We start from the raw sequence: 26,488 nt of genomic DNA on the forward strand, positions 1-26,488 counted from the left end.
CACATCCCCTATGATCCCTCGGGATCACGCTCCGAGCAGGTACCCGCCGGTGGCCATGTCCAAGATGGGGCGTCTTGTCTGCTCCGATCGCGAGACAAGCGGTGCATGAGAACACGGTGCGTGTCCGCGACCTCATGCTCGCCCCCCGGCTGGACTGGCGCCGTGCACGCCATGAGGAACTGCGAGCCTGTCCCTGGTCGGACGGCAATCCCAACGGTGGCCGGAGCGGTGCCGCTCGCACTCGAAGGGAACGCTCCCCGTTTGGAGCAAGTCCCCCCAGAAGACCGGCCTCCTCACCAGCAATAAGAGAAAAAACTGTCACGTGATCACCCGAACGGCCCCCCATCAAATTGCGCGAGACCTCGACCACTGCATAACGTCCCACCCATGACGACGCGACTGAGCCAGGTCGTCGCAGTGGAGAAGACCCGGAAAACTGAGGCGTACGGCGCTCTTACGGCCGCCCACCACCAGGTCCAGAAACCACCACTGCTGGCCGGCATTACCCGCACCTATCGCCCTCGCGACGAAGAGGGCGAAATCCTCCCTGCCGAATCCACTCGGGTGCAGTTCCGAGCCGACGACGCAATCGACCAGGCCCTCACCGGTCTCAGGCCGTTCTACGACGTGACGGCCACCAAGGACTGGGCCAACTGTGAGGCTCGTGCAGACATCCGCATCGGCGACCAGGTGCTCCTCGCAGCCGTACCCGTGACATACCTGCTCTTCCTGGAAAAGCAGCTCACTAGCCTGCACACCTTCGTCGACAAACTGCCCGTCCTCGACCCGTCCGAACAGTGGCAGTGGGACGAGCAGGCCGGCGTCTGGCGAACCGCCGCGTACGAGACGGTGCGCTCCAAGAAGGTGCCCCGCAACCACGTCAAGGCGCCGGCCACCGACAAGCACCCGGCGCAGGTCGAGGTCTACTACGAGGACGTACCCGTGGGCACCTGGACCACGGTGAAGTTCTCCGGAGCCCTGCCTGCCACCCGCCGCCAAGAACTCCTCAACCGCCTCGCAGTCGTCCGCGACGCGATCAAGTACGCCCGCGAAGAAGCGAACGCCACGGTCGTCACGAACCAGAGGCCCGGTGCGACGCTGCTGAACTACCTCTTCGCCGCGTAACCCACAGACCCCCGTCGCCGGCGTGCGGCGGGTGCGCAGGAGCGCAAACTGAAACTCACCGCCTGAAATTGAGCACACGGGTTGGTCCCAGTGGAGGTTCGAGTCCTTCGTCCGGCACACATGCCGGAGTAGCCCAACAGGTAGAGGCAAACCAACCCTGAAAACTGAATTTCTCGCTCCAGTTTCAAGCACGCCACCAAGCGCCGGATCGACCGGCCCGAGCGACATCATCGAGATGAGGGTTCGAATCCCTTCCCTGGCGCTTCATGCCGGGGTGGTCCAATGGCAGGGCGCGGCGATTTCAATAGGACTCGGAGCCTTAAATGTGCCGGCGTGAGCTGATGGGTGGACAACCCTTCTTAGGGCTCGTTTTAGGAACGAGTAACCTCCCCAGGGGGGTCGGGACTGGCTACGTCCCGGCCCTCCGCCAGCATGAACGAGCAACGCGAAGGGCCCGCCTCGGGAGGCGGGCCCTCGCGCTCATGCCCGCACTGACGGGTTCAAACGGCGTCCAGTCTCCACACGATCAGTCCCCGTCTCGCGAGGACCAGCAACCACGGCGGCCTGCATCCGTCTGACCGCGCGGCGAGTTCACGAAGGAGCTGTCGGCGGAGCCTGCTCCAGCAGGCGACGCGACGCAAAAATCCGGCTAGACCGCCAGATCCAGCAACCACGGCTTGAGCGGCTCACGCTGCCGGCGGAGGCATTCGACGGCCTTCCGACGCGACAGAATCACCTCTACGCCGTGGTGGTCGCTGACGCCCGTAGTGTCGAAGATGTTGACTTCGATGACGGCCTGGACCAGCCACGGGTCCATGTACCCCCGGTCGATGCGCCGGCCGCCGCCCTGACCGTCCGAAGCGTGGCCGGCCGTCGCCTTCAGGGCTTCGATCTGACCGAGCTGGTGCGCGGCGAACCGAGCGGGATCGTGCATCCCGCAGTCCAGCATCATCTCGTCGAGGTACGTGCAGCTCCGCCACGTCCCGTCAGCCTGCTTCCGGGCACGGTGTCGGCGGTGTACGAGGTCCCGGATGTCGGGAGAGGTCCAGTCGATCTCAGGCACCGTCTCGCCAGCCGGCACGGGGTACTCGTTGCAGTCGCCGAACCCCCAGAACGCCGCCCAGTTGTGCTCCGGATCATCGAGGTACTTGGCCTGGACCTTGTCGACCAAGGACGACAGCTCCTCGGCCTCGTCCTCTCGGCCGTTCGGCGAGCAGAAGCTGTTGTGCCACGCGACCGTCACGATCGGCACCTCGGGCACCTCCGCCAGCGTCATCACGACATTGGTCGGCGGCGTCCGCCAGATCTTGAGCTGCTGGTGCCGCGCCTGGAACGTGAACGTCGACTCCCGCAGGAACAACCCCGTGGGATTCCTGCCCTGTCCGGTGGGCGAGCGGAACCCGCGCATTCCCAGCACGTCTTGAGCCGCCCGGAAGCGCGAGTCGGCGGCCCTCTGCGCGTCTGCGGCGACGACCTTCTCCTCCTCGGTCGCGTCCGGGTCGACCGGCTTCGTCTGAGAGAACGTCATCTCCCCGCGCCCCAGCCAGTCGAACTCTCTCGGCACCAAGATCTCCTCATGGGCCTTGACCCACTTCGCCGGCAGTACTCCCGGCTCCTCGTCGGGGCCGCCGTCGTGCTCCAAGTTCAAGAACCCCAGGCGAACAACGGGCTCACCGTACGTCTTCATCGTGCTCCTCTCGGTGACGGACGACGGGCACGATGGCCAATGCCGATATACGGCCGATAAACGCCCTGCGTGCGCACTTGCGATCGCATCTGCGTTCGCACACGGCTCACGCGTCGAACCCGCGAACCTTCAAGAAGCGCCGATGCGCCTCGATGCCTCGCCGTGCTGCCACGACGTACGCCCCCGCCGATCGGAACGCGCTGCGCAGCCGCGCAAGCTGCGTGGCGTCCTCCTCGTACACCCTGGGGTAGAACGGATTCAGAAGTTCCGCCGCCGCCGAGAGCAGGGCGTCAACGGCCGCTGCGCTCGACCGCTCGCCGGAATCCGCCGGCAGCTCCTGCCGCAAGTTGCTCCAGTCGAAAGCTGTCCGCCGCAGCCGTAGTTCGAGGCACCGCACCCACATCTCCTGCAAGGGCGCGTCCCACGTACCAGGCGGAAAGCCGCCCACTTTGATCTGCGCGACAAGCCCGCCAAAGTACCCGTGGCGCGTGGCCTCAATGGCGAGCGGATCATCCTCCACGATCAGGGAGCCCTCGACGGTCATCAGGAGCAACCCGAGGGCCTGAGCACGTGACATGTCATGGTCTTCCGGGACTTTTGCCCCCAATGCACGTAAAGCGGAGCATACTTCCTCCGTTGAGGGATCGCCCTTGCTCTCAGATGAAGTCGAAGTCATAGGGGCAATTTAGCTGATGCGATCGCAACTACGCTCGCAGATGCGTTCGCATAGCTACTCTGCTGGGCATGACTCAACCGACCGTGCGCATCGACGAGTTGTTGACGAAGTGGGGCGAGGCGTACCGCGCCTCGCTTCCCCAGCGGACGCCCGAGGAAGTGGAAGCGGACTGGCAGGAGTTCGACGACCGCTTCTACGGCAGGGTCCAGGAACGTCTCGACGCAGCCGGCGTCGTCATCTGCTGCCTCTGCCACAGAGAGCGCCCCCGAAGCTCCCCTGACGAGCCCTACTGGTACCCCGCTGAAGAGTGCGAGAACGTTCGCAAGCCCTGGCACTACCACCGCAACTTCCAGTCCAGGAAGGCGGACGCCCGCGAGGCACGCAGGCACAAGCGCCGGCTCCGCAGAGGCCGCGTCCGTCGGCAGGAGGCGCCTGGCCCGGCACACGAGTGAACCCCAACGCGAGCGATTTTCCCCTCGAAATCACACGGCTGTAGCGTTGACCCTCAAAGCCCCGGTGGACCGCTGGTCATCGACCAGGTCGCCGGGGCTACGTGCTACCCCGCGCACTGCCGCCGGCCTACAGGTTGTGGACGCACGAGGCACTCGTCCGGGTGTCCTCGGGCCAGCTTTAGTGCAGTGGCCAACGTTGGCCGGCGTAGAGGCGCAGCTTTGATTTCGCCCTGGAAATAATCACTCTGGCTGTGTCTGGGCGGATGTCCAACTTGCTGGCAGCCTCTTCGATGCTTAGGCGCTCCTCGCCGTCGATCACGAGCCATGACAGGAGAGCGGCTTCGCGCGGCGTAAGCAGCAGTCCCTCGTCTGGGAGAGCGTCTTCGGTGGCCATGTCGTCAATCTTGCTAGAGTCGTCGGCCCGGGGCCACTGCCGGCTGCGAGGACACTGCCCGTGGGCTCGGGTCGGATTTCCATTTGGAGGCCCAGGGCCCCTTTTGTGAGAATTGTCCGTTTAATGGTGGGGGGTGCTTAATGTCTGCAAAGACACAATGGAGCATAATAGGCTTCTTTCCCACTCTCGCCCCGATGTGCACGCATTACAAACTATGCCTAACTTCGTCACGGTAAAGCCGCTTAGTCTTTTCTGCCACGATTAGGCGCTATGCCCCTTATAACGCACGGTAGTCCTAGCTACCTTGCGTAATACTAGGCGGAGCGTGAGCAGCCGTTCACGGGGTGCGACTAAAGCGGAGCGTCATTTCCGCTTTGCTCAGCAAATACGGACTTAACGCGAATATGTAATACATGCGGGCAAGCGCGAATTATTGCGGCGAATACCAAGACACTGCTCAAAAACCTCATATGGTGAAACAAGCGGCGTCCCTGGCATTAGCCATATCTCACGCGCATGGGAGTTACCCGCACAGAGCACCGCATGAGCCGTGCAAGCCCATGAGCCAGGCATGTGCCGCGTAGCCGGGCAACCGTGCGTACTCTCTCCTACCTCCTATATGTGCCCTATACGTCACCACGGGCGTATGCCTTAGATCCCCCGAATTTTCGCGTCCCGATATTTTCTGGTGCGTGTCCGTCATGCCCACTTTGTGGGGGCGGGCCGCTGTGCGCCCGTGTGAGCCGTCGACCGGCCCCGGGGGACCGTCGGGCGCCCGTGCCGAGACAGGCTCTCACGCGTGCGCGTAGGGCATGGCGCGGCCCCGTTCCGGGGGGAGCGGCCCCGGGTTGCTGGCACCGTGCGGCACCGTGACCGGACGCGTACGGGCCCCGGGGGGAGTGGCCGGAGCGACGGGCCCCGGGGGGTGCCGGAAGCCGTAGGCAGGCGCACAGCCAATCGCGGGAATTTTCCGGGGCATTCCCGGACATAGCGAGGCCGCCGACCACTTCAGCGGGACCTGACGCCACGTCATTTCTGCCATGACATGCACCGCTAGAGACGCATTCGTAAGGAACTAAGCGGCATGGCATGTCTTGTGACATTTTTACTGGGCATTTTGGACACCAAGATTGTCCGTATGTTGAGATTTCCCCCCTGTTTTCAAGATTCTTTTTGCCCACTTTCTAGGGTCTGACCTGCTTGTATCACTCTCGGTCTATCTATCGTCACGCTAAAAGTGTTCCCCCCGCCGGGGGGAACACCTAATGTCATCCATGTCGCCACAACGGGACGGCAAGAAAACCCCCCCGGTGAAACCGGCCGGGCGGGGAGGGGACACCCAAAGCGTGAATTCTGCGCTGCGGGTGAATGCAAGCCGGTGACTTTCCGTAGCGCGCCGTTTCGGCCGTAGCGCGGGGAGGTGACGGGGAAGCGTCCCCGACTTTTGAGAACTCAATAGGGTGCCGTGTTGTGTGGGAGTCGTCTGTCTGGATTCCCGCGAATTACCTAGGGAGAGCTATGTCTCTCACCCGGCCAACCTTGCGCACGCTTTCAGCGCAAGTGATCACGCGTGAGGTATGCGCGTGTGCGGGCCCCCATGGCGTTTACCGCCTAAAAATCCACGCTTCGGGCGTTATCAAAAAACCGCGTATTGGTCATGCGCGGGCGGTTGCTGGTGACAACCCACAGTTTCTAGGTATCGCGGGCAGGCATTCCCCGTGCCGTTCCTCGCAAGGGAACGGACGTAAGTAGTGCGCGGAAGGTACGTAGTCGCGTACCCGTGTGATTTCTGCACGGGTTTGCCAATTGACCGGTGAACTCTGCCGGTCGACCGAGACTGATACCCGAAAAGAGCGCGCGTGTGCTGAAGCAGGTTGTATATGGGCACGCGCAAACCTAGTACGGAGGAACTGACTACCGGGACCATGCCCGGTATTTGAAGCGCGCGAAAGCAACACCTATGGATTTCTTTCCGGGGGTGAACTCTGCCCTCGTGCGGACGGTTTTATACTCCGCACCCATAGCCACATGACGGATACGGCAGTGTGGGACGACTGTCACAGGAAGTCCCCAAATGGGTTCTCATTCCCCGCGCAATCGCTCACAACGGGAGCGCGGGAAGGGTCGCAACGCTTAGCGAAGCGACCAAATCAAGGGCCCGCAGCGTGTGAAGTCCGCGCGCTGCGGGCCCGCTCATATCAACTACTCAGCAACACCTAAGCCTACGAACGCACCCCATAGGCGCGGAATGTCTCACCTAACAGGCAATCGCGGCCGCAACGGCGCACAACTCACGTAGCCAAATCAGAGCATCAAACCGCCGGGGTCAAGGGCAAGGGGGTTCGAATCCCCCCGTGGGCACGCAACCTTTCCCAATAGTCACGGAAGGATTCTGACTATGTCCAAAGCCAAAAAGCTCGCACGCGCTACGGCGCGACCGTTGACCGTTTCGCGAATGGAAGGACGCACCGCGCGCCCGGAAATCGCTAAGCGTCTCAAGTCCGAACAGCAGAACGGTACCAACGTGCCCGCGCGTGTGGTTGAGCGCATGGGCGGCGGAACAACGGGCGTACGGATCACGGACGGGGAAAGCGTCGCAAGAATCCGGCCTAAGCGTAAGGCCCGGAGTTTGGGAAGTGAGGCCACGGCGGCCGGAATCGTTGGACGCGGATACGGGTCCAAGGGTGACGGAATCAAGCGGCTCACTGACGCACAGATCAGGGGAAACCGTGACGCATATTTCGCGTCTGCTGCGTCCAACCGGAAAGCGCAGAAAGCCACCCCGGCCGCACCGGACGCTTCTGACGTTGGCCGTATTGCTGGTGCCCGTGCTGACTATGAGCACGCTATCGGCCAGTCCCGCGCCTGCGCCGCTGTCGGTGACGACTCCGGAGCGGAAGCGTGGATGAAAAAGGCCCGCGAGTGCCGCCGAATTTTCCGTAACAAGTAGGGAGGTCCCGCAATGACGAACGTGATCACGCATTCTTCCCCGCTCACCTCACACGAGGCCCTGCCGCTCAAGCACGCGGCGATCGGTGCCGCACGGGTGGCGAATGAGGCGGGGGACGCCGACTTGGGTGCCCGGCTGATGGTGCACGCACGCCACTTGAACCGCGTCGTCAGACGAGGCAACAGGTCGGACACGCCCGCGCTCGCCGTACCGGCGGTCAAGGACATGCAGACCGTGAAGGCGTCGGAGTTGCAGGAACACGTGAAGCTGACCACGCGTGAGATGGCGCGTATGAATCTGCTCACGGAGTGGACCATCATCGGAGAGGCGAATTCCGAGAACGAGGACTTTCGGCCTCTCTGTGCGCGGAAGGTCGGCAATTCCGTCCGCTACATGGAACTGAAGTCGTCCACCAAGAAATAGGCCGATAGAAGCGCGGTCTGCTGAAACGTCCAGCGGGGGCCATAGACAAGCACATGACCCTCATCCTCGTATATTCGGGAGCAGCCATGGAGACCGTCATTCCGGCGTCGGAACTGAACGTCGAAGTCCGCGAGGCGGCAGCCCGCATTCTCCGTCGCGTGGGAACGACGACCGCGCCGCGCTTGGTCGCCACGGTCAACCGTGAGGACGGGCGGCACATGATCTACGCCCGCAAGCAGGGTGCGGTCGTGCGCTACTCGAAGACGGTATTCGAGCCGGTGAACCAGTGCTACGGGGACACCAAGTGCACGGCCCCCGCGATCGCGGTCGACATGCGAGACAAGGACGAGACGGAATCGGTCCGCGTCAAGGTCTGCGGTCCCCACGCCCGAGAGGCCATGCGGCTCGGATTCCGCACGGACGCCCTGTGGGGCGTCATGAACGTCCGGGGCCTTCTGCCGGACGTCGACACCTACGCGGCCGGCCTGGCGACCCTGTCGCGGGTGACCTGGACCGAGATCCAGGAGGCACCGCGCGACTGGTGCGACACCGGATGCAAGGTCTACGCGAAGCGTCATGACGAGGGCGACGGAGTGTGCATCTGGCTCCGGCACAGCCGGGTGTACGGCTGCCCGGTCGGGCGCTGATTCCAGACAATCGGTTGGGGCACGGGATTCGATTCCGTGCCCCTTTCCCATATGGGAGAAGAGAACGACATGCCCACGTGCACCACCGTTCCGCTTGCTGTGCATATCCCGGGACAGACCCGGGAGCGGCTGAATCTCCTGTGCCCGCTCTATGGCAAAACGAGGCGCGGTCGGAAGCGCGCTGACTTCACGCGGACGGCAAAGCTGTCCATCCGGATGATCGACAGGAAGGAATCCGAGTGAGCAAGATTTTCAACTGCACTGAGGCGGCCCGCAAGCCGTGCGTGAAGGTGACCATTCGCCACCAGGACCAGTACGGGCGCCCGACGCACATCACGGTTCACCCCAACCTGCTGTCGCCCGAGTGGTGGGGTTACGGCCGATACAGCACCGCGTCGCCCGTGCTTCCCGGGATCTTCCTGAACGAAACCGGTGCGACGAAGTGACGGGCTCCGACCGCCGAAAGATGAATCGGCGACGTCCACAGCCCAGGCCGGTACGGCAGCCGGTCAACATCGGTGATCGAGTGCTTGCCATGCCCACCTTCCGCAGCCTCACTGCTGCGGTGGTGGTGTCTGTCGACTGGAATCCCAAGCCGGTCAAGCCGGTGTCCTGGGAACGAGATTGGCAGTGGCGAGTCATCGTGCAGTTTCCCGATGGCTCGCAGCGCCGAGGGCAGTGGAACCCCGAGTGGGTGGTTCCGCACGACGAAGGCCATTACGTGCTGGGCTGCCGCCTCGCGGAATATGACGTGGGAACGCAGGTCCGCTTCTATGAAGCGTGGCAGGAGATCGAAGACACGCTTATCGCCGATTCCATCGCGTAGGTGGCTTCGGCCGGCCTCGGTATGCGGGAGGTACCGAGGCCGGCCGTGGCTGTGCGCGCCGCGTATCAGTCGCGCCGAAAGTCCGGCCAACGTCGCGTAGGCAAGGACGCAGCAGAAATTCGGCGCCAACCATGAGAGGGGAAATTCATTGAAGGAAGACATCTCACAGGTCGCTTCGGCGCTCCGTAGTTTGAACGCTCGCGGCCTCAAGCGTTTCAGCATCGAGGACCATGCCGTGTGCTCACCTCCCCAGTTTCGTGGGGAGCTGTCCGACGAGGAGTACCGGCCCTACCTGGCGGCTGCTGACCTGAAGCACGACACGTACATGCGCTGGGCCCGCGAACCGATGCCCCCCGGCGCTCTCCACGCGACCGTCGTCGTCAATCAGACGGCCGTCGCGTGGATTCAGTACGACGGTGTGGCCCGGGTGATCGAGCGCACGTTCCCGGACCCGACGATGAACACCGTGCGTGATCTGGCCCGGCAGCACCTGGGAGCCGATCCGCTGGTCCAGCAGCACCTCGCCGACAAGCGGGCGGACATCGAGAAGATGGGTGCCGACACGTTCCCGCGAGTCATCGGTAATTTCCTCGGATACGCCGCTCCCGGGAGTCGGTTCAACGATTTCCCGACCGGCATTTCCGTACGGGAGTGGTCCAACGCTCGGCGGGCGGAGGCCCGGATCACCACCGGCAAGGAGTACCCGCACGTCCCCCACCCCACCCGGGAGTTGACCGATGACGAACGGCGCCCGTGGGCGGACAAGGCTGCGGAGTACGCGGCAGCGTTCGAGCGTCGGTTCCCGGCGGAGTTCAAGGCGTGGGAGTTCCGGAACTGGTGGGACGCGACCCGCGACGACCGGTACCACGGTGGTTCGCTGAATCTCCGGGCCGAGGACCGGGTTCTCGTGGAGCTTTCGGGCGTCCTGACGCCCGGAGTCGTCCTGTGGAAGATGAAGACCGAACTCGACGGTACCGAGATCGTGGACCTGCTCGTCGAGCCGGACAGCCACCGCGAGGACGACGGGCACCGCCACTGGATCAAGCTCTACTCCGGCTACACGATGCGGTACGAGGACGTGCCGGCCGAGGCCCGGGAGATGTGGGCGCAGTCCTGGTCGGCGCTCGCGGAGCGTGCCAAGAAGTTCCGTACCGACATCGAGGGCTAGGACGCCGGTACGACAACTGAATCATCGGAGTGATTGGGAGCCCCGGCATGAGCGTGTGATGCCGGTCGGCTCCCTTTTTGCTGCGCGAATAGAGAACTGTAAGGCGCCCAGCCAAATGGCCTAGGAGGAAATAGTGGCGGATGAGCCGCTGGCGTGCGGGCACATCGCCAATTGGCGGGGTCCGGAGAAGTGTCAGGAGACGGGCAAGGAGATCTGCGGCAACTGTTACGACGCGCAACATTATGCGCGAGTGCGTACGCAGTACGCGGAGTTGGAAGCCAAGGGCACAGCAGAGGGCTGGACGTACGAGTACATCGAGACGTCGTACGACACCCATCTCCGCAGCCGGGAACTGGTCGGCAAGCTGGTCTGCCGGGCGTACTGGCGCAGTCAGGACTCGCCGTACTGGGGCATCGTGCAGCCCGCACACATGTACCGGTTCGCTTTTAAGCGACTCAAGGCGGTTGTGCCGAACAGCCCCGTCACGGGGTTCGCCCTCGAATTCGAGGACGGCACTCGCGATTCGCTCTGTTACGACAAGGTCTGCGTGATCACCAGCGAGCCGGCCGAGTAACAGGGCTGACAAATTTCCGAGCGACTGAGCTAACGGAAGTCCTGGACGCAGCCGCAACGCCGCGCCCCGGGCTTTCGACTGTCAGCAGCTATCAGGGAGGGTGAGTGGAACAGCAGCGAATTGACCTGGAAATCGGCGACCACGTTTTCATGACCATGCCGTGGTCCGAAGTGTGCATGCACTTGCGGGTCTCCGACCAGGTCATGGAAGTCGAGTTGCGCGAGCACGGCGCGCAGCTCATCAAGGAGGGTCGGGTGTTCTCCTCACCGATCACATGGGGCGAGGCCGGGATCTACACCGACTCCACCACGGGCAAGCCCTACGCCTACAACGCCGAGAAGGTGGCTGCCTAATATGGGCATCGACCTGCGCATCGAGGCTGACGGCGTAATCGGCCAGTGGTCGGACTGGCTGGAGGACAAGACCGAGGAATTCGATCGGCTCGACGTCCTCTACGAGAAGTGGTTCTCCAAGTACGCGACGTCTCGTGACTACCCGTACGGTGCGATCGAGTTCCTAGGCTGGCTCAAGAAGCGCGGCCTGAAGGTCGACGGCCCGCACTGGAGCGGCAAGGTGGAGACGGAGCACACGTCGAATTTCGTCTCTTGGATCGACGAGGCGCTCCATTTCACGATGTTCAAGCTCGGAGAACAGCACTTCGTCGCGGTCTCCGGGCCGAGTCACGTGAAAGAGCCGAATTTTTACCGGCTCACATGTGCCGAGCCGGATGAATTTCGGGGATTCGCCAGTGCGTGGATGGAGTGCGACGGCGGCCACGCGTACGAGACGCAGGACACCGAGCGCTGGCAGTTCTACATCGAGGGCGTGGGCCCGCGCGGGCCCAAGATCCGGCTCTACGACCTGAACAAGGACGACGACGGCGACCTGCTGTGCCCGAAGTGCACGAACAAGATCCGGAAGGCGGGGGCGTACTGATGACGAACGAACCGAAGGGCACGGCCGCTCCACGTCCGCGCTGGGTGAGGAGCAAAGACCCGCACACCCCGGGCGCCTTTCTGAAGCTGAGCGGCAAGCAGATCGGTCGGGTTCTCTACTCCGACTTCACGCGCAACTACTCGTGCTTTGTCGGGGAGCCGAGCAGCGAACGATGGCTCGGCTGCGCGGACGACATCAACGCGGCGAAGGACAAGGTCGACCGTGCCCTCAAGGCCGACGCCGAGCGCAAGGAACCGGCGGTGTGGACCTTCTACAGCACCGGCGAGGCGTACGGCGCCTGCCAGTGCCGGGAGGACATCCGCGACGGTGACGTGCTCGTGATCGAGCGGGAGAAGGTCGTCGGCATCGCGGAGACGTGGCCGTTCGCTCTGACGGCCCGCTTCGGGGACTTGCACCTGACCACCGCCGACCCGGTCACCTACGGCGGCGGCAAGTACGCGGCGAGCATTCCGGTTGCCGAGCGTGAAGCCGCGCGTATGGGCGTGGCCCTCGTCCCGCGTATGACCGAGGAACTCGTTCCGATCCTGACCAGCCGCAACGCGAAGTTCGGGGAGCTGCTCGGCGCCAAGCTCGTCGTCCGCGAGATCGAGGGCGAGCGTGAGCACGCCGGCTGGGTCCTCGCCGGCACCGGCGGCTGGATCGAGACCGACATCCAACTTGAGGTCACCGGCACTGGCGCCTGGGGCCCCATCACGCAGACCGCCTCCCGGGAGTACTGACCATGATCGGTGGAGTAGTCGGCTACACCTACCAGGCCGAGAACCTGTGCCCGAGCTGCACGCTGAAAGCGATGCGAGCGAACGGCATCACGGTGCAGAAGGGCAAGTCCCACGAGGACGCGATTCGGCGCGCGGCGCAGAAGCTCGACGTCGACTTCGACGACGAGAGTTCCTACGACTCCGGTGACTTCCCGAAGGCCGTCACTGAGCAGATGTGCGAGACCGAGCTGAATGAGGTGCCGAACGGCGAGCAGGGCGTGAGGCACGCCATCTCGGACGAGCGGTGCACCGGCGACAAGTGCGGCAAGTGGCTGGTGCTCGGGGAAAAGTCGCCGACCGAGGCCGGACTGACCCGGTGGGTGCGCGATGAGTACGAGCTGCCCCAGGCCCTGGCCCGCGCGGTCGCCGGGAAGCTGCGCGAGTGGGGGCTGTCGCACTCGGAGTTCATCAGCGAGGACAACGTCCGCCAGGCGGCTGCGGAGTTCCCTCACGACTACGCCACCGTGCACGCCGTGGGGAATCCGCAGCGAGTCGAGCTGCTGCTGACGCCGGAAACCGACGACGACACCTGCTTCCACTGCGGGCAGCCCTGGGAGGGTCACGCCTTCATCTGCAACACCTGTCAGACGGAGGTGCCGGCGGTGAGCCTGCACCGGCATCCGATTGTCGCGAAGGGACAGCGCAAGCTCCCCCTGGCGGCGGCCCGATCGGATCGGTCGAGCAGATAAGCCCTGCCATATTCGTGGGCCTAGCCCGCCTCGGGCACTGATTTCTCAAATCAACGTGGTGGAAGGAGCTTTGGCATGCCCAGCATGCAGATCCGTGTCATTCAGCAGAGCGACCCGGACCCGGCCGATGAAAAGACCGGCTGGTACATGGTTGACGATTTCGACGAGAAGGACGCAGCAGCAATTCGCGTGGGCGAGCTGGAGCGGTACACGGTCGAGGTGATCAGCACCGACGACCAGGGCGTGGTAACCGTTCGCGGGGACTCCCTAAATCACGTCGCCATCCCCGGCTTGGCCGGGGTGTACACGCACCCGTGCTGCATCCACTACTCGGCGACCGAGATGATCCGGGCCGCCAAGGACGAGCTGACGGGTGCGGCCGGCCTGGAAGTCGGTGACCACGTCGTCCGTCCGGGCCAGCGACCCGGCGGCGCCGGCCGGCTCTTCGAGGTGCTCGCGGTCCCCAAGGACGACGAGGGATTCGGCCTCGGAACGGTCACCGTGCGCCAGCTCGACGCCATCGAAGGTACGGGTGAGCGCGAGTTGCTGGTGAGCGTCGTGTCCAAGGACATCCCGCCGCGTGTGCCGATCGAGGGCCGAGACCGTGGCGGGATCGGCGAGAGCTTCCGCAGGCGCGAGGGCGGCGGATTCCTGGTCTTCCACGGCGACTTCGCCGACCAGGTCGTCATGTCCCCGACCGCCCTCGGCGGTGCCCTGTGGGGCTGCCGGTCCATCGACGAGTTCGGCGACGACGCCTGGGAGTACGGCAGCAACCGGGACGACGCAGTCCGTGCCCACGGCCGGAAGTACCCGAACAGGGGCCTGACCAACTGACACACAGGCTGGCCATCGGGGTCAGCAGAAGAGGGGTATGGCATGAGCGAAACCGTCGGAGCTGAGGGATGGACGATCGTCCACCAGGCCCGCCAGAAGCACTACGACGACCGCTTCTACGGTCAGTTCCTCGGCACTCGCGAGGGTCGAATCGGCGGCGCCGAATGGGTCGTTGGCCGCCTCTACAACGGCAAGAGCGCGGACGACGGCTTCCGGGATGGGGAGTGGGCGTACTCCAGGCGCTTCCAGTCCCCGAACTCCACGGACAGCGCGGACGCCGCGCTGAAGGCATACGTCGAGATGTCGTACGACACCTTCGTGTGGGACCGCATCTTCGAGCAGCGGGCCGGCGAGGCGATCGACCGGCACCTGGCCGGCCCCGAGGTCGATGGTGCGCCGAAGCTGTCGGCCGGCTGGAGCGAGAGCGACGCCGGCCACCGCGTGCCGGCGGCCGGGTCCACCATCTCTCTCCCGTTCCACGAGGCGAAGTACTACCTGCTGCAATTCCTCCGCAGCACCGAGCTGGGCGCGAAGGCGCACCTAACACGTGGCATCACCCTCGACCGACACCAAGCCGTCGACCTGGTCACCAAGGCGACCGGCCCGGTGCGCTTCGAGTACGGCTACAACACCTACTGGCTCGCGGCCGAGGAGTCATGACCCGCAGCGTCTACGTCGGTCCCGAGTGGCCGGACGGCGGGCCCGAGCCGGAAGCGCAGAGTCATTTCTACTGCGCCAACGACGAATGCCCCAGCGCATACGGCAATGGACATGGACCTGTTCCCAACACCCGGAAATACAGGGTACCTGGCGGGTTCATCTGCGAGCTGTGCGCGGAAGCGCATGACAGCGAAATAGCCACCGAGGATGCAACCGCAACTCCCGCCGCATCCACGGAATTTCCTTAAGGAGCGCCATGCGCTGTTCCACTATCCAATCCACCATCGTCCCGGGCGACGAGCCGTGCGAGGGCACCGCAACGCACTTGCTGCTCGGCTCCCTCCGAAACGACGAGGGGGTCCGGGAGCCGTTCCGCGACCCGGTGTGCAAGCCCTGCGGCGAGTCCTTCGTACGTCGCCCCGCGCTCAAAGCCCGACTAGTTCCCCTGCACGTCCACGAGCCGGCGCAGAAGTTCCTCATCATCGAAGGTCACCGCCTGGTCGAGGACTCCGAGCACGGCCAGCGCTGCCACGACTGCGGGCGCACCGGAAGCATCGAACAGTTCAAGCTCTCGCTACTGCACGGCTGCCCGGCCCGGCCGGAGTCCGTCGACCACCTCGCGCTCACCGGCGACATCACCCGGGCGGAGAGGAACCAGCGGGCCTCGGAGTCGGCACGTCTCTGGTACCACGAGGCCGCCTATGTCCTCGGCATGGGGATCGAGGACTGGCGAGTGGTGCACAACCACCCGGTAACTGCGGCCCACTTCACCTTCCGCGACCGCGAGTACCGGCTGAAGTTCGACCTGGCGGGTTACCGGATGTTCGCGGAGAAGCTGGAGAACCGGGGCCGCCCCGCACCGGAACGGATCAACCCCGAACACCGCGAGGACTACACGCAGGTCGTTTTCCACTTCCACGACCTGATCAACAAGTACGAGAGCACGTACTTCGCCACCTACACCCCCGGCCGCGAGGACGTCATTCTCCACGCTCCCGAAGGTGCAATCAGCGCGGTGCTCCGCATAGAGCTGGACGGCACCGGCACACGTGAATGGCGTCTGGGCGTCGTGACCGACGCCGTATGCGACACCTTCGGCTCCATCGCCGACCTCACCTTCCAGACCCGCATCTACGAGTAGGAGAACAAGGGATGCAACCGCAATTCGAGTTCGAGCCCACCGACCCGGCCGACGAGACGTGCCACAAGTTCCGCGTCTCCCTCAAGAGCACCGGCGAAGTGCTCGGCGTCACCTACCTGACCAAGGGAGCGGGCTGGGTCACGGAGCACGCCGGCCTCACCGGCAAGCAGGGCGCGGTCCACGGCTTCAAGACCCGATTGGTCGCCGCCGAGTTCCTGTACTGGTTCAAGGCGCCCGAGCAGTCCGACCGGACCAACCCCCGCGACGTCCTCCGGCCGCTCAGCCCCGACGTCCTGCCGAGGTACGGGGTGCTGCTCGCCCTCGTCCCCGTCGGCGACGGTGACTTCCTGGTCGACGCCAACACCCGTGGGGCCGGGACCGGCCTCGGGTACCTCCAGCGTCTCGACAACGGCGAGTACGACGTCCGGCTGGGAGCCATCAGCGTCGGCCGCGCCAAGACCCCGTGGGCCGGACTCCACGCGGTCGCGGCACTCCACACCACGGACGAGCGGTTCGTCCCCCTCCTCAAGGGGTTCACGCCCTGCGAGGACGACCGCCCCGTCACCCACCCCACCGTCCGCGCGCTGCTCCCCGAGCAGGACTGATGGCGAGCCGGCTGCGGAGGGCGCCGTACATCCACACGTGGACGGAAGAGGACGGCACCCGGCGCCAGCTCAAGATCCACTGGACGCGGGACGGCCGCACCGTGCAGTGGGACCCGCGCTTCCTCGGCGATCCCGAGCCGTGGTTCGACGGCAACCACGAGCTGAAAGACCCGGCCGGCTACGTCGGTGACGACGAACTGGTAACCCTCGGCGACCCGAACGACCCCGAATTCGGTCTGGTCGACCCCGATTTCGAGACGGACTACTGACCATGCTGCTGTCCCCGCCCGAGCGCACGATCCACCCGCGCTACGAAATCCGCACGCTGAAGCACGGGGACGACACCCCCCGCGAGATCGGCGTGTACGACGACAACCGTCAGACCTACGTCCGCACGATGCCGCTCGGCACGCCGGACCACGAGGTCCGCGACGTGGTCGCGGAGTTGGAGCGCACCCGTCGGCCCGCCACCGTCGTCTACTTCGCCCGACGCGCCACCAAGAAGGGCTGCGTGCTCCGCGAGATGGCTGTTGTCCAGGGCGACGTGATCGAGTTGAAGTACGGGTACCGCGTCGTCTTGGACAACGGGACGAACGAGCGCGTCATCCGGAGCCAGGAGCACGTGCATACCTTCTGGGGTACCACGGTGACGCACTTCGACCGGCGCTTCCACGATGCCGAGGGCGGCGCCATCACCCAGCAACGGGTGGATATCCAGGGCTGGACCGAGCCCCGGCATCAAGAGCTGTACTACCTGGTCCACAACGGCAGCACCGCGCCGTGGTTCGCCGATTTCGCCTTGCGCTACGGGCTGGCCGGCAAGCACTGGCAGTGGGACGAGACGGTCAAGGCCGGCAACGACTTCCGCCCCCTCAACGGGAACGGCGCGGCGCACTGGCTGCTCAAGCACTGGGACCGCGAGCACCCCGCGTTCGCCCGGTCGCTGTACGGCATCTAGAACTCGGATTCCGCAGGGAATTCTCATCTCATATATGTCGATAAGTCGAGGAGGAACCGAAGTGAGCCTGTCGGCATTCCGGCGCCGCATCAAGGTGGGCCAGCGTGTGACCGTGGTCAACAACCTGCACCCGAGGCTGTCGGGCGAGCGCACCGTGCACGCGGTGCAGACCCGGGGGATCAAGACCACGGCCGAAGGCGCCACGGACCCGTGGTTCGCGCGGTGGCCCAGCAAGGGGGAGTGGCGGATCGAGGGCGACACCCTGCACTACGTCAGCCCCAAGGACCCGGACAAGATCGACTTCTCTTACACCTTTGCCTTCGACGCCGAAGAGCAGGTAGAACCCGAAGCGACGGCTGACGCCGACTCCGAGCGCGAGCCGGAGAGCATCGTGACCAGCTACCGCGTCACCTGGGCGCAGAAGGGGAGCGACAAATCCCGCACTGAGGAGTGCGTCGTCGACTCCAACGACATGACCCGCTTCGGCGACCTGGAGCAGCGCAACGGCCTGCTGCGCAGGATGCTCGCCATCCGCCGCCTGCCTATCGGCCAGGCCGTGCCGGACGACATCGTCCTCCAGGACGTGATCCCGATCTGCAACTGCGGGCCCTACCCGGGCGAGGACTGCGCCTTCGCCGAGCACCGTGGTCAGCGGTTCTCCCTGCGCACGTCCAGCGACGCCGGGTTCGAGATCATCCACGACCAGCATGACGACACGACGCTTGGCGTCGTGCACAACACCCTCAGCGTCGACTTCCTGACCCTGGTCCGCGAGAAGTACGGGCACCAGTGACCAGCTCCGTCGAGTACGGGATCTTCACCCCCGAGGGCTGCATCGAAGCCTCGATGTGGTCCCCGGAGGAGGCCGAGAGGAGAGCGGGCGAGTACCGCGCCGAAGCAGTGGCCGAGGACGTCGAGGAGACGTACACGGTCCACGAGATGTGCGAGGACCACCGCGACGCAGAGCAGCCCAAGAACGGCTGCGAGGAGTGCGCGATGGAACTCGCCGCCGACGGCGATTAGTCCGGGACGCAGCAGAAACGGCGGCCTTCTTCGGGAGGTCGAAGGTGGCGGCCACCGGCGGTCGAAGGGATGACCGCGTGCGGTTTCAATGAAAGCCAGGTTCCGTGAATTCGGCGGCGCCTGGCTTTTGTTGTGCCCGTGCTCCCTACGCAAAGAACTGTTATGCCACCACCCGAATGGGTGACCTGTCCAAGTCGCGATCCACTCGTTGGGCACAGCACAGGAGTGCCACGAGACAGGCCCTCGCGCATTCAAGGAGGAGAAACAAGTGAGTGGACTGCTCAAGTGCGCGGGATGCAACTACCGCTGCATCGAACCCGGTGATGACGACAAGGGAGAGGACGGCTACTCCAGCCGGTATTGCGGCGACTGCATCGTGGACAAGGGCCTCCCGAGTCCCGAGGAGCAGAACTTCCTCACCCTCGTCGCCGGCTGGGAGACCGTCGCGGACGACGAGGGCTCCACGATCAGCACTGACTTGCTGCCCGTGGTCATCACCGTGGAGGCCACCACCGTCGCCGACGCCATCGAGATGGCCTCCGACCGGCTCCAGGCCCACTTCGGTACCAGCGTCGAGCAGCTCTACGCCGATGACATCGAGCGTGACGACTGGTTCGGCCTGAACGAGCGCGACGCATACCTCCGGCTGTGCGCCGTCTTCAAGGGCGCTCCGAGGCTGGTCAACGACGAGCAGCTCTTCACCGTCATCCGCTGAGCCGACCGCTTCCGTCCGCCCCTGCGGGGGCGTGGCGGTGGCCGGCCGGAACACAAACGCAACCCTCGCTGAAATGGGGAAACCGTCATGAAGAGCATCACCGAAGGCCGCAGCAGCGGGTGGCTCGTCGATCTGAGCCCGAAGGAATGCCAGGGCCTGATCGGCGCGACCGTCACCCTGTTCTGGAACCTCAAGGCGGCCACCGGCCTGCTGATCAAGGTCGAGGACGGCATCGCGCACCTCTTCCGGCCTGACGAGGGGACGGCGATCTCGTTCGAGGTCGCCGGCACCCGCTTCGAGCGCACCCCCGGCACCCCGCTGCGGCCGGCGCTGGCCCGCGCCGTCGTGCTCGACCGGGAGTGGTCCGAGACCGACGCGGCCCTCCGAGGCGACCACGACGTCATCACCGACCAGGAGACCTGGGACAGCGAGCGCGACGACTACGTGGAGCGCCTGCCGGACATCCACGGCGAGCTGCTCTGGGAGCTGCTCCGGCTGACCTTCCCGACCCCCAGAAAGGAAACGGTCTGACCATGTCCGACACCGAACCGACCCCGGCGCCGACTCCCGAGGGGGGAGCCGCGTCCAGACCGAAGAATCCGAGCCAGTACCACGGTCACCCGTATGTGTGGGCCTGGCTCGTCACCCTCGGAGCGACGGACCCCGGATACCTGGAGTCGACCTGCCGCCAGGCCGAGGAGGACGACGCCCCGAGCGACGCCGTCTACAAGTACCGCGAGACCTGGATCACCTTGGGCCAGGTGAGCAAGGCGGAGGACCGGGACCGCGTCCGCGCCTACGGCAACGCCCTGCTCGCGCAGGCCGCCAAGGCGACGCGGAGACGTGACGAGCAGCCCGAGACGGCCGCGCAGAAGGAGGCCGAAGAGTTCGAGTACGCGGTCACCTTCGAGGCCCGCTTCACCGGCGTGGTGAAGGCGAAGAGCATGCTGGAGGCGGCGCAGAAGCTCACTCCGGGAGAACACGCAGGACCCTCCGGGTACGTGGTCCTCGAACTCCAGGGGGAGCACGGCGTCGTGTGGCACGCGGCATTCGACGGCACCCGAGGCAAGGTCGTGACCACGACTGACCCCCGACTGGAGCGGCCGGCCTCGCCCCCGACTCCGACCGGCCCCGTCGTCGAGCAGCCTGTCCAATCCGCCGAGCCGCCCGAGTAAGAGCACGACCACCACCGCAGGAGCCCGGCTCCTGCGCCGGAGCCGGGCTCTTTCTATCCCCGCTGTCACAACCCGATGGAAAGATGCCCACATGACCGAGACCACCGAAAACGACCGCGTTCCGTTCCTGCCGGAAGTCAATCCGCAGTTCCCGTTGCTGTACGTCGTCATCGCGGCGCACCTGGGGATCTACCGGTTCAAGGAGAGGGACCGTGCCGAGAACCTGCGCCGGGTGAAGAAGGTTTTCCAGACGTACGGCGACCTCGGCATCCCGCTGCTGACCAAGAACGGCGGCGAACCCTTCACGGCCGAGGACATCACGGACGAGATGATCGCCCGGCATGACGGACTGGTCACCGGCGAGCAGGAGTGGGATGTCGAGACGTTCGAAGACCACCTGCTGAACATCGTCTCCAACCACACCGGCGTGCCGCGCATCAGTTACCTGCGGATCATCCGGCAGGGTCCGATCAATCTCGGCCGGCCGAGCGAGATCCACCAGGAGGTCAACGACCGCCACAGGTCCGAGGTGCGCCGCGTCGAGGTCTACGCCGACGGGCGGCATCTGTGGCGCCAGGACGGCGAGTTCGGGGAGGGCACGGCCGAGGAGGAGTTCACGGAATCCGAGACCGTCTGGCCGCTGTCCGTCCTCAACCAGCGTGACGGCCAGAGCGCGGAGACGACCACGGCCGATGAGTTCGAACGGCTGTGGGAACGGGCCACCAGCGAGGAGTGCGGCTGGCCGCAGAAGTTCAAGGCCGAGCCCGTAGTGACCGACCTGGAGGACGCGGAGGTCGTCACCTGCTCCCGCACGAAGGAAGAGGGTTCGGCGTTCTGTGCGGAGCACGGGGAGATGGCCCGGCGCGTCTTCCCGGCGCTCTTCCCCACTGCCTGAACCGCCCAGCCGGCCACGGACACCACCGCAACGTGAACAGCGCACCCAGGTCGCGAGACACTGGGGGCACACGTCGAGCGGACACCGTGGCCGGCTGACGCTTCTGCTGCCTCCTTCGCCGGCCCATCCGTCCTACGGTGGCGGGTGGGCCGGAGTGGGATGCTGCCGAAAGTGCGGTAACCGGCCGATGCCGACGAAACGACCCCAACGACATAGGAGAGCGAAGTGGCTCCCGGCTCGGGCTACCGCATGAAGTACGTCGATGCCGACATGAAAGAACAGGCGATCAGAGAGCGGTCAATCAGTCGGCTTGCGCATGTCGAAGAACATGCTGGCGAGGATGGCCTGGGCCGCTTCGAGATCCGCAAGGCCACCGGCGAACTGTGGGACGCCCACGAGGTTCGAGCACTCCAGGAGCGGGGCCTGTGGGACGTCGAGTGGCTCGAAGCCGAGGACGAAAAACACGAAGGCGGCTGGCGGATTCTCGGCCTGACAGAGGTCGGACGCAACGTGCTGAAGAAATGGCGAGACCGCGAGACCGCGTGAAAATATATGTGTGAAACGGTCTAAAAAATCGGCATCGCTACGAAAAAAGCGAGCAGCACGAACGCCTGTCGGTGCCGCCACCGGGAGCTGCGATCGGAGCTGGCCGTGTGCCCTCCCGGCGATGCCGGGCCCGTTGCGGTGGGGCGCGTACGGAGCCACGGGGGGCAGGGTCAGACTCGCTGCCTCCTCGTACGGCACTTGCATGATCGTTTAGGATCGACCTCGTGCGGTCACGCAACCCCCAAGGCTTTGACGTCGAAAAAATGGTTATGCCGTCGCCCGAATGGGTGACGGAGGCAACCTAAGACGCTTGGATGCACTCCGCGTTTCACATAAAAGCGACCATCGGTGTGAGACGGCGCACGCCCCTGGGGGCATATGCGCGCTCGTGCGCCCAGCGAGTGTTTAACGCCTGATTGCCACATACCAGAGAAAATACCGGCCAACGCAGGGATTCTCTCAGCCTTGGCCGCTACAGTGCGGCCCCGGGTAGTAATTTCGCAACGCCTTGGAGGACAAGACATGGCGCAGAAGGTCCGGGTCCGACTCGTCGACGATCTGGATGGGAGCGAAGCCCACGAGACGGTGACCTTCGCGCTCGACGGCAAGCCGAGGGAAATCGAACTCTCTCACGAAAACGCAGCCAGGTTTCGTCGCCTCCTCGACCCATTCATGGAGGCAAGCCGTCCCGCCAAGTCCACGAACCTCGCAGCCAAGGGAACGCCTCCAGTCACCCAGGCCGCGCTCCGCGAGGAGGGCATCCGCATCCGAGAATGGGCAGATCGGCACCACCTACCCATCAACCCTCTCGGACGCATCCCTCAAAAGACCCGCAAAGCCTGGGAGCAGCACGTCAAGCACGGCGACCGGAGTCTGCTCGACTCGCTGCTTGAACGGGCCGGCATCGACCCAAACGCTGCCTCTACGACCGAACCACGCAAAGTCGTCAGCATCCGGCAAGGCACAGCCACAACCGAAGACCACCTCGAACGCCAAGCCCGCGCCGTCGGCAAACTGTCGGAACCCCAGTGCAAGCGCCTGCGAGAGACCTGCGCCGGGGACGGAACAGCAACTGCCGCCGACCCCACAGACCGGAGCAGCTACGAAGCACTCCGCCGCCGTGGCTGCATGGATCTAACGGCCGAAGGCACCTACGTCGTCACAGACGTGGGACGAACCTGGCTCCGCCTCAACAAAGAGCCTCTATCAGCCTGACGCGTCGCCCTCGGTCTCGCAGCCCGCCCCTGCTGCGAGGCTCTGCCCACCTCCCAAACCAACCCACCCGCTGGAGCAAGACCAACAGCGGACGCACACAGGGCCCCGCCAACCAAGCGGGGCCTTTTGCATGCCCACACATAGAAAGAGCCCGCCATGAAGAAGACCGTCATCACCCTCGTCGACGACCTCGACCCCACCGGCCAGACCGAAGCCGTCGAGACCGTGCAATTCGCCCTGGACGGAGTCACCTACGAGATCGACCTCAGCGCCGACAACGCCCACGTGCTCCGCGCCCGACTCAAGGAGTTCCGCCAAGCCGCCCGCGTCACGGCCAAGACGCGGACCACCAGGCCCCGCCCCATGGAAACCGACGCCGGCCCCGGGGCCACCCTCAGCCGCCACCAGAACGGTGTCGACCCCGCCGAGGCACGAGCCTGGGCCATCTCGCACGGCCTCATTCCCGAGAACCAGCGCGGAGTACTGGCCAAGAAATACAAGGACGCCTACAGCGCCTTCCAGCGCGGTGACGGCGGCCCGCTCAACGAACTCCTCCGCATCCCGCACCAGAGCGAAGAGGGCGACAAGGACTGGGACCCGGACGGCGACACGCCCGTCAAGCAGCTCGACCACTCCAAGGCCGTGAACGCCGCCACGCGCTCCGAGACCAAGGCCGCCGAGACGGCCGGAGAGACCGACGCCGCCGAGGCCGAAGCCCGCAGGCACTACCGGCCGATCACCCCCAGCGCCCGCATGGCCGACCCGAAGAAGTGGCAGCGCCGCACCGGGTACGGCAACACCCGTACCGACAAGATCGCCGAGTGGACGCTGACGGAACGCATCGCGGCCCTCAGCGACCAGAACCTCGGAATTCTCGGCCAGCTCGCTGGCGTGCTGCCCCTGGCCCGAGGGAACAAGGTCAGCTACCTCAAGACCAGCGACACCCGCCTGGAGAACATGGAGTTCATCGAGCAGGACCCCAACAGCCCGCACGGCTGGACCATCACGCCCTTCGGCCGCCACGCCTACGCGGTGCGGACCAGCAAGGCCGCATGACCGTCGTTCTCACCGGACAGTATGAACGTGTGGTGAAGCCCGTAGCGAGCAACGCTGCGGGCCACCCACCAAGCCCGTGATATTCACCCATTCGAGTGGCAGCTAAACATTTCTCACAGGTGCGTTCCAGCCAGGCAACTTTGGCCGCTAGTTTAGCCAGAACGAAATTGGATCGCCCCTAGGAGTGACCGGTGCAAGACAAGCTCGTCACCGACGAAGAGGTCTACACATTCGTCGAGACGATCCCGCGCACACTCGCAGACTGCCTCAGCAAGGGCCACCACTGGGTGGCCTACGACTGGCACGGATGGAACGCCAAGGGCCACGAAGTCCGCAACCCCCGCAACGCCGTGGCCATCGACAAGACCCAGCGATGCGACCGATGCGACATGCTCCGCCACACCACCCTCACAGTGGGCAGGCGAGGCCCCATCGACCGTACAGAATTCACCTACTCTCACCGCCACCCCGCGCTCGTCAGCCCCGTCGGCGTCAGCCAGACCGGAATCAGCGTCCGCCGCGAAGTCGGCATGAACCAGCTCTGGGGAGAAATCGTCGACGCGCCCACCCCCCTCCGCAGCAGTCAGGAGACCAAGGAAAAGTCGGCCCGGGGCGCCGCCTGATGGCCCGAGAACTCATCAACGTCACGAGCTGCGACTGGCACGCAGCTCTCCCCGACGCGGAAACGCCCACACCGGCCGGCCACGAGAGAACGCTGGAAAACGGAAAACAAGTCGACCTCTGCGGCTTCTGCGCCTGGCTGTTCGACTTCTACTACCCCCGTAGGGAGAGCGTCCTCGCGCTGCTTCAACCGGGTGTCCTCGACAGCTTCTTCCGCGCCGCCCGGGACACGAGTCCCCCACGTCGAGTGCCCGCACAGCTTGCCCTCCCCCCAGCCGGAAGACCCGCACTGGAGCCCGCACCCCTGACGGAACCCGAGGCAATCACCAGCATCCGAAACAAGCCCAGCAACGGAGACTGGAAAGACGACGTCGTACAGGTCAAGTGCCCCCTCCCGCACCGCGCCGACAAGCCCACTGGCTACTGGGTAGACATCCGGAACCGCACCGGCCACGCCCACAGCCACAAGAAGCCCGACGGCAGCCGCTACGAAGGCCCCGACATCGCCTTCGAACTCCAGCCAGAAGAGCGGTTCACTCACTACTGCACCCTGCACCAGACGTGCGCAGAGCACGGCGGGTACGGCTTCCTCAGCGAAGCCTCCCGCGCCTCCCACATCCACAAAGCAGGCGCCTGGCAACCCTCCAGCCAGGAAGCCAAGGACGCAGCAGAAACCCGCCTCCACGCACACAGCGCATAACCTCAGCGACAGGAAGAAGCCCCCGCTCGGCGTAGCCACGCGCCCCGGGGGCTTCCCGGCGTTACAGGCTCTAACTGGTACGACGCCCTGATCCCAGCGTCGCGGGAATAATCACTGCATCCTCACGAACCGGACGGTGCCGACGGACGTTCTCCAGGAGTGCACTCACCACCCGCGAATCGCCCACAGCAGCCTCGAACACCTCCGGCTCCAATGCTTCCGGAGCCCCTCCGTGCCACAGCGCCAGGTTCAACCGCCGCATTGCCTCAAGGTCATCGAGGTGTCCGCCCTCGGGCTCGCACCCCCATGGGCAAGCCAAGGCCGCGAAGACACCCCAAAGACGGCAGATCATCGGCCGCCCCTGATATACGCGGCAGCGGTGCGTCGTCAGGTCCAGAGCGGCACAGACCGTCGCCAGCGTCGGCTGGAGATTTCGGCCGGCCAAGTCGTAGCCAGCCTTCCGGGCCCGCTCCATTTCGACCGGGCTCGCAGGAAGTTTGCCACCGCAAGCAGACCAGCATTTTCCCTGGCATTGCAGCGCGGGAAGTTCGGCGTACACCCTCTCCAGGGCCGCCAGATTGGGCTTCCTGACCGGGGTATTCGCCAGCCGGAGCACCGCACCCAACAGTTCCTCACCGTCCATGCTCAGCACCCTAGGTGAGCGTCTGTCAGGGTGGTGCCAAGCTCACCCGTTCGGGTGGTGGTGTCCACATCTGCGAGGCTATGATCACGACGCATGACGCACCTGAAGGTGGTACCAAGACAACACGCTCACCTCGCCGCTGACCACATGTCGGCGGACGACATCCTGCGCTATCAGATGACGGCCCGACAGGTCGAGCGGATGCTTCCCTCGGGGTCGGTGACGACCACTCTCACCCCCGCGCAGCTCGACTACCTCGCGGCCAAGCTCGGCGACGACGAGAGCCCCGTCGCGAGGGGTCTACGAGCGCTCCTGGACCTCGACGAGCGCCTCGACACGGCAAACCCGCAGGTCAGCGCCTCATCGTGATACTCG

At 65.1% G+C, this 26,488-nt stretch carries 35 protein-coding genes; 31 read left to right on the plus strand and 4 right to left on the minus strand.

Features of this window, described 5'->3' with window-relative positions; genetic code table 11:
• Window positions 1–387 precede the first annotated feature (387 nt).
• Window positions 388–1,125: a hypothetical protein gene (locus RLT57_RS20440; protein WP_311298853.1), complete on the plus strand. Its 738-nt coding sequence runs from the start codon at window positions 388–390 to the stop codon at window positions 1,123–1,125.
• A gap of 649 nt (window positions 1,126–1,774) precedes the next feature.
• Here RLT57_RS20440 and RLT57_RS20445 read toward each other — a convergent pair.
• Both RLT57_RS20445 and RLT57_RS20450 read right to left on the minus strand, forming a co-directional pair.
• Window positions 1,775–2,812, minus strand: a complete 1,038-nt coding sequence (locus tag RLT57_RS20445; protein WP_311298854.1) for an endonuclease/exonuclease/phosphatase family protein — start codon at window positions 2,810–2,812, stop codon at window positions 1,775–1,777.
• A gap of 106 nt (window positions 2,813–2,918) precedes the next feature.
• Complete coding sequence (locus tag RLT57_RS20450) at window positions 2,919–3,356, minus strand: hypothetical protein (protein WP_311298855.1); 438 nt, start codon at window positions 3,354–3,356, stop codon at window positions 2,919–2,921.
• Window positions 3,357–3,556: 200 nt separating this feature from the next.
• Between RLT57_RS20450 and RLT57_RS20455 the strand changes: the two genes are divergently transcribed.
• Window positions 3,557–3,940 (plus strand): hypothetical protein, encoded by a 384-nt coding sequence (locus tag RLT57_RS20455; RefSeq protein WP_311298856.1) that lies wholly within the window; start codon window positions 3,557–3,559, stop codon window positions 3,938–3,940.
• 178 nt (window positions 3,941–4,118) lie between these two features.
• Here the strand turns inward: RLT57_RS20455 and RLT57_RS20460 are convergent, their stop codons facing one another.
• Window positions 4,119–4,334, minus strand: a complete 216-nt coding sequence (locus RLT57_RS20460; protein ID WP_311298857.1) for a hypothetical protein — start codon at window positions 4,332–4,334, stop codon at window positions 4,119–4,121.
• A gap of 2,398 nt (window positions 4,335–6,732) precedes the next feature.
• Here RLT57_RS20460 and RLT57_RS20465 point away from each other — a divergent pair.
• The 28 genes from RLT57_RS20465 (at window position 6,733) to RLT57_RS20600 (ending at window position 25,470) form a co-directional block, all read left to right on the plus strand.
• Window positions 6,733–7,284 carry a hypothetical protein gene (locus RLT57_RS20465; RefSeq protein ID WP_311298859.1) on the plus strand — a complete coding sequence of 184 codons (552 nt, stop codon included), beginning with the start codon at window positions 6,733–6,735 and terminating at the stop codon, window positions 7,282–7,284.
• A 12-nt stretch (window positions 7,285–7,296) separates the two neighbouring features.
• The gene (locus RLT57_RS20470; protein ID WP_311298860.1) at window positions 7,297–7,707 is read left to right on the plus strand and encodes a hypothetical protein; all 411 of its coding nucleotides are present in this window, start codon (window positions 7,297–7,299) and stop codon (window positions 7,705–7,707) included.
• A 53-nt stretch (window positions 7,708–7,760) separates the two neighbouring features.
• Window positions 7,761–8,354, plus strand: a complete 594-nt coding sequence (locus tag RLT57_RS20475; RefSeq protein WP_311298861.1) for a hypothetical protein — start codon at window positions 7,761–7,763, stop codon at window positions 8,352–8,354.
• A 239-nt stretch (window positions 8,355–8,593) separates the two neighbouring features.
• Window positions 8,594–8,800, plus strand: a complete 207-nt coding sequence (locus RLT57_RS20480; RefSeq protein WP_311298862.1) for a hypothetical protein — start codon at window positions 8,594–8,596, stop codon at window positions 8,798–8,800.
• Window positions 8,801–8,889: 89 nt separating this feature from the next.
• Entirely contained in the window at window positions 8,890–9,180 is a 291-nt protein-coding gene (locus RLT57_RS20485) for a hypothetical protein (RefSeq protein WP_311298863.1), read from the plus strand.
• A gap of 235 nt (window positions 9,181–9,415) precedes the next feature.
• Entirely contained in the window at window positions 9,416–10,348 is a 933-nt protein-coding gene (locus tag RLT57_RS20490; protein ID WP_311298864.1) for a hypothetical protein, read from the plus strand.
• Between the two features lie 250 nt (window positions 10,349–10,598).
• Window positions 10,599–10,922, plus strand: a complete 324-nt coding sequence (locus tag RLT57_RS20495; RefSeq protein WP_311298865.1) for a hypothetical protein — start codon at window positions 10,599–10,601, stop codon at window positions 10,920–10,922.
• A 149-nt stretch (window positions 10,923–11,071) separates the two neighbouring features.
• Window positions 11,072–11,275, plus strand: a complete 204-nt coding sequence (locus tag RLT57_RS20500) for a hypothetical protein (protein ID WP_311298866.1) — start codon at window positions 11,072–11,074, stop codon at window positions 11,273–11,275.
• 1 nt (window position 11,276) lies between these two features.
• Complete coding sequence (locus RLT57_RS20505; protein WP_311298867.1) at window positions 11,277–11,858, plus strand: hypothetical protein; 582 nt, start codon at window positions 11,277–11,279, stop codon at window positions 11,856–11,858.
• Entirely contained in the window at window positions 11,858–12,598 is a 741-nt protein-coding gene (locus RLT57_RS20510) for a hypothetical protein (protein ID WP_311298868.1), read from the plus strand. The genes RLT57_RS20505 and RLT57_RS20510 overlap by 1 nt, the downstream gene beginning before the upstream one ends.
• A gap of 2 nt (window positions 12,599–12,600) precedes the next feature.
• The gene (locus RLT57_RS20515) at window positions 12,601–13,326 is read left to right on the plus strand and encodes a hypothetical protein (protein ID WP_311298869.1); all 726 of its coding nucleotides are present in this window, start codon (window positions 12,601–12,603) and stop codon (window positions 13,324–13,326) included.
• Window positions 13,327–13,401: 75 nt separating this feature from the next.
• Window positions 13,402–14,160, plus strand: a complete 759-nt coding sequence (locus RLT57_RS20520) for a hypothetical protein (protein WP_311298870.1) — start codon at window positions 13,402–13,404, stop codon at window positions 14,158–14,160.
• Window positions 14,161–14,202: 42 nt separating this feature from the next.
• Complete coding sequence (locus tag RLT57_RS20525; RefSeq protein ID WP_311298871.1) at window positions 14,203–14,820, plus strand: hypothetical protein; 618 nt, start codon at window positions 14,203–14,205, stop codon at window positions 14,818–14,820.
• A 256-nt stretch (window positions 14,821–15,076) separates the two neighbouring features.
• Window positions 15,077–15,961, plus strand: coding sequence for a hypothetical protein (locus RLT57_RS20530; protein WP_311298872.1), 885 nt, complete (start codon window positions 15,077–15,079; stop codon window positions 15,959–15,961).
• Window positions 15,962–15,972: 11 nt separating this feature from the next.
• Window positions 15,973–16,566: a hypothetical protein gene (locus RLT57_RS20535; RefSeq protein WP_311298873.1), complete on the plus strand. Its 594-nt coding sequence runs from the start codon at window positions 15,973–15,975 to the stop codon at window positions 16,564–16,566.
• Window positions 16,566–16,835, plus strand: a complete 270-nt coding sequence (locus RLT57_RS20540) for a hypothetical protein (protein WP_311298874.1) — start codon at window positions 16,566–16,568, stop codon at window positions 16,833–16,835. The genes RLT57_RS20535 and RLT57_RS20540 overlap by 1 nt, the downstream gene beginning before the upstream one ends.
• Window positions 16,836–16,837: 2 nt before the next feature.
• Window positions 16,838–17,524 (plus strand): hypothetical protein, encoded by a 687-nt coding sequence (locus RLT57_RS20545; RefSeq protein ID WP_311298875.1) that lies wholly within the window; start codon window positions 16,838–16,840, stop codon window positions 17,522–17,524.
• Window positions 17,525–17,585: 61 nt separating this feature from the next.
• Window positions 17,586–18,317, plus strand: coding sequence for a hypothetical protein (locus RLT57_RS20550; RefSeq protein ID WP_311298876.1), 732 nt, complete (start codon window positions 17,586–17,588; stop codon window positions 18,315–18,317).
• Complete coding sequence (locus tag RLT57_RS20555; RefSeq protein WP_311298877.1) at window positions 18,314–18,547, plus strand: hypothetical protein; 234 nt, start codon at window positions 18,314–18,316, stop codon at window positions 18,545–18,547. The genes RLT57_RS20550 and RLT57_RS20555 overlap by 4 nt, the downstream gene beginning before the upstream one ends.
• Before the next feature lie 268 nt (window positions 18,548–18,815).
• Complete coding sequence (locus tag RLT57_RS20560) at window positions 18,816–19,262, plus strand: hypothetical protein (protein ID WP_311298878.1); 447 nt, start codon at window positions 18,816–18,818, stop codon at window positions 19,260–19,262.
• Between the two features lie 87 nt (window positions 19,263–19,349).
• Window positions 19,350–19,793, plus strand: a complete 444-nt coding sequence (locus RLT57_RS20565; RefSeq protein WP_311298879.1) for a hypothetical protein — start codon at window positions 19,350–19,352, stop codon at window positions 19,791–19,793.
• A gap of 2 nt (window positions 19,794–19,795) precedes the next feature.
• Window positions 19,796–20,437, plus strand: coding sequence for a hypothetical protein (locus RLT57_RS20570; RefSeq protein WP_311298880.1), 642 nt, complete (start codon window positions 19,796–19,798; stop codon window positions 20,435–20,437).
• A 91-nt stretch (window positions 20,438–20,528) separates the two neighbouring features.
• Window positions 20,529–21,332 carry a DUF6881 domain-containing protein gene (locus tag RLT57_RS20575; protein ID WP_311298881.1) on the plus strand — a complete coding sequence of 268 codons (804 nt, stop codon included), beginning with the start codon at window positions 20,529–20,531 and terminating at the stop codon, window positions 21,330–21,332.
• A gap of 249 nt (window positions 21,333–21,581) precedes the next feature.
• Window positions 21,582–21,878 (plus strand): hypothetical protein, encoded by a 297-nt coding sequence (locus tag RLT57_RS20580; protein ID WP_311298882.1) that lies wholly within the window; start codon window positions 21,582–21,584, stop codon window positions 21,876–21,878.
• Between the two features lie 522 nt (window positions 21,879–22,400).
• Window positions 22,401–23,093: a histone-like nucleoid-structuring protein Lsr2 gene (locus RLT57_RS20585; RefSeq protein WP_311298883.1), complete on the plus strand. Its 693-nt coding sequence runs from the start codon at window positions 22,401–22,403 to the stop codon at window positions 23,091–23,093.
• Between the two features lie 156 nt (window positions 23,094–23,249).
• Window positions 23,250–24,149: a histone-like nucleoid-structuring protein Lsr2 gene (locus tag RLT57_RS20590; protein ID WP_311298884.1), complete on the plus strand. Its 900-nt coding sequence runs from the start codon at window positions 23,250–23,252 to the stop codon at window positions 24,147–24,149.
• Window positions 24,150–24,340: 191 nt separating this feature from the next.
• The gene (locus tag RLT57_RS20595) at window positions 24,341–24,772 is read left to right on the plus strand and encodes a hypothetical protein (protein WP_311298885.1); all 432 of its coding nucleotides are present in this window, start codon (window positions 24,341–24,343) and stop codon (window positions 24,770–24,772) included.
• A complete protein-coding gene (locus RLT57_RS20600) occupies window positions 24,772–25,470 on the plus strand; it encodes a hypothetical protein (protein WP_311298886.1) in 699 nt (232 codons plus the stop codon). The genes RLT57_RS20595 and RLT57_RS20600 overlap by 1 nt, the downstream gene beginning before the upstream one ends.
• Before the next feature lie 70 nt (window positions 25,471–25,540).
• On the opposite strand, the gene RLT57_RS20605 is transcribed toward RLT57_RS20600, so the two are convergent.
• A complete protein-coding gene (locus tag RLT57_RS20605) occupies window positions 25,541–26,113 on the minus strand; it encodes a YkgJ family cysteine cluster protein (RefSeq protein WP_311298887.1) in 573 nt (190 codons plus the stop codon).
• A 108-nt stretch (window positions 26,114–26,221) separates the two neighbouring features.
• Between RLT57_RS20605 and RLT57_RS20610 the strand changes: the two genes are divergently transcribed.
• Complete coding sequence (locus RLT57_RS20610; RefSeq protein ID WP_311298888.1) at window positions 26,222–26,482, plus strand: hypothetical protein; 261 nt, start codon at window positions 26,222–26,224, stop codon at window positions 26,480–26,482.
• Window positions 26,483–26,488 lie beyond the last annotated feature (6 nt).

Origin of the sequence: Streptomyces sp. ITFR-21 (assembly GCF_031844685.1) — a bacterium.
In the GTDB taxonomy this organism is placed as follows: domain Bacteria; phylum Actinomycetota; class Actinomycetes; order Streptomycetales; family Streptomycetaceae; genus Actinacidiphila.

What these genes read in the sequence shown, in the direction of transcription:
- RLT57_RS20450 (WP_311298855.1), bottom strand. Translation starts at nt 3,356, where the DNA reads ATGACCGTCGAGGGCTCCCTGATCGTGGAGGATGATCCGCTCGCCATT.
- RLT57_RS20510 (WP_311298868.1), top strand. Translation starts at nt 11,858, where the DNA reads ATGACGAACGAACCGAAGGGCACGGCCGCTCCACGTCCGCGCTGGGTG.
- RLT57_RS20505 (WP_311298867.1), top strand. Translation starts at nt 11,277, where the DNA reads ATGGGCATCGACCTGCGCATCGAGGCTGACGGCGTAATCGGCCAGTGG.
- RLT57_RS20545 (WP_311298875.1), top strand. Translation starts at nt 16,838, where the DNA reads ATGCTGCTGTCCCCGCCCGAGCGCACGATCCACCCGCGCTACGAAATC.
- RLT57_RS20525 (WP_311298871.1), top strand. Translation starts at nt 14,203, where the DNA reads ATGAGCGAAACCGTCGGAGCTGAGGGATGGACGATCGTCCACCAGGCC.
- RLT57_RS20590 (WP_311298884.1), top strand. Translation starts at nt 23,250, where the DNA reads ATGAAGAAGACCGTCATCACCCTCGTCGACGACCTCGACCCCACCGGC.
- RLT57_RS20465 (WP_311298859.1), top strand. Translation starts at nt 6,733, where the DNA reads ATGTCCAAAGCCAAAAAGCTCGCACGCGCTACGGCGCGACCGTTGACC.
- RLT57_RS20570 (WP_311298880.1), top strand. Translation starts at nt 19,796, where the DNA reads ATGTCCGACACCGAACCGACCCCGGCGCCGACTCCCGAGGGGGGAGCC.
- RLT57_RS20445 (WP_311298854.1), bottom strand. Translation starts at nt 2,812, where the DNA reads ATGAAGACGTACGGTGAGCCCGTTGTTCGCCTGGGGTTCTTGAACTTG.
- RLT57_RS20600 (WP_311298886.1), top strand. Translation starts at nt 24,772, where the DNA reads ATGGCCCGAGAACTCATCAACGTCACGAGCTGCGACTGGCACGCAGCT.
- RLT57_RS20530 (WP_311298872.1), top strand. Translation starts at nt 15,077, where the DNA reads ATGCGCTGTTCCACTATCCAATCCACCATCGTCCCGGGCGACGAGCCG.
- RLT57_RS20580 (WP_311298882.1), top strand. Translation starts at nt 21,582, where the DNA reads ATGAAGTACGTCGATGCCGACATGAAAGAACAGGCGATCAGAGAGCGG.
- RLT57_RS20485 (WP_311298863.1), top strand. Translation starts at nt 8,890, where the DNA reads ATGCCCACCTTCCGCAGCCTCACTGCTGCGGTGGTGGTGTCTGTCGAC.
- RLT57_RS20460 (WP_311298857.1), bottom strand. Translation starts at nt 4,334, where the DNA reads ATGGCCACCGAAGACGCTCTCCCAGACGAGGGACTGCTGCTTACGCCG.
- RLT57_RS20475 (WP_311298861.1), top strand. Translation starts at nt 7,761, where the DNA reads ATGACCCTCATCCTCGTATATTCGGGAGCAGCCATGGAGACCGTCATT.
- RLT57_RS20540 (WP_311298874.1), top strand. Translation starts at nt 16,566, where the DNA reads ATGGCGAGCCGGCTGCGGAGGGCGCCGTACATCCACACGTGGACGGAA.
- RLT57_RS20585 (WP_311298883.1), top strand. Translation starts at nt 22,401, where the DNA reads ATGGCGCAGAAGGTCCGGGTCCGACTCGTCGACGATCTGGATGGGAGC.
- RLT57_RS20535 (WP_311298873.1), top strand. Translation starts at nt 15,973, where the DNA reads ATGCAACCGCAATTCGAGTTCGAGCCCACCGACCCGGCCGACGAGACG.
- RLT57_RS20455 (WP_311298856.1), top strand. Translation starts at nt 3,557, where the DNA reads ATGACTCAACCGACCGTGCGCATCGACGAGTTGTTGACGAAGTGGGGC.
- RLT57_RS20470 (WP_311298860.1), top strand. Translation starts at nt 7,297, where the DNA reads ATGACGAACGTGATCACGCATTCTTCCCCGCTCACCTCACACGAGGCC.
- RLT57_RS20520 (WP_311298870.1), top strand. Translation starts at nt 13,402, where the DNA reads ATGCCCAGCATGCAGATCCGTGTCATTCAGCAGAGCGACCCGGACCCG.
- RLT57_RS20515 (WP_311298869.1), top strand. Translation starts at nt 12,601, where the DNA reads ATGATCGGTGGAGTAGTCGGCTACACCTACCAGGCCGAGAACCTGTGC.
- RLT57_RS20500 (WP_311298866.1), top strand. Translation starts at nt 11,072, where the DNA reads ATGACCATGCCGTGGTCCGAAGTGTGCATGCACTTGCGGGTCTCCGAC.
- RLT57_RS20440 (WP_311298853.1), top strand. Translation starts at nt 388, where the DNA reads ATGACGACGCGACTGAGCCAGGTCGTCGCAGTGGAGAAGACCCGGAAA.
- RLT57_RS20565 (WP_311298879.1), top strand. Translation starts at nt 19,350, where the DNA reads ATGAAGAGCATCACCGAAGGCCGCAGCAGCGGGTGGCTCGTCGATCTG.
- RLT57_RS20605 (WP_311298887.1), bottom strand. Translation starts at nt 26,113, where the DNA reads ATGGACGGTGAGGAACTGTTGGGTGCGGTGCTCCGGCTGGCGAATACC.
- RLT57_RS20575 (WP_311298881.1), top strand. Translation starts at nt 20,529, where the DNA reads ATGACCGAGACCACCGAAAACGACCGCGTTCCGTTCCTGCCGGAAGTC.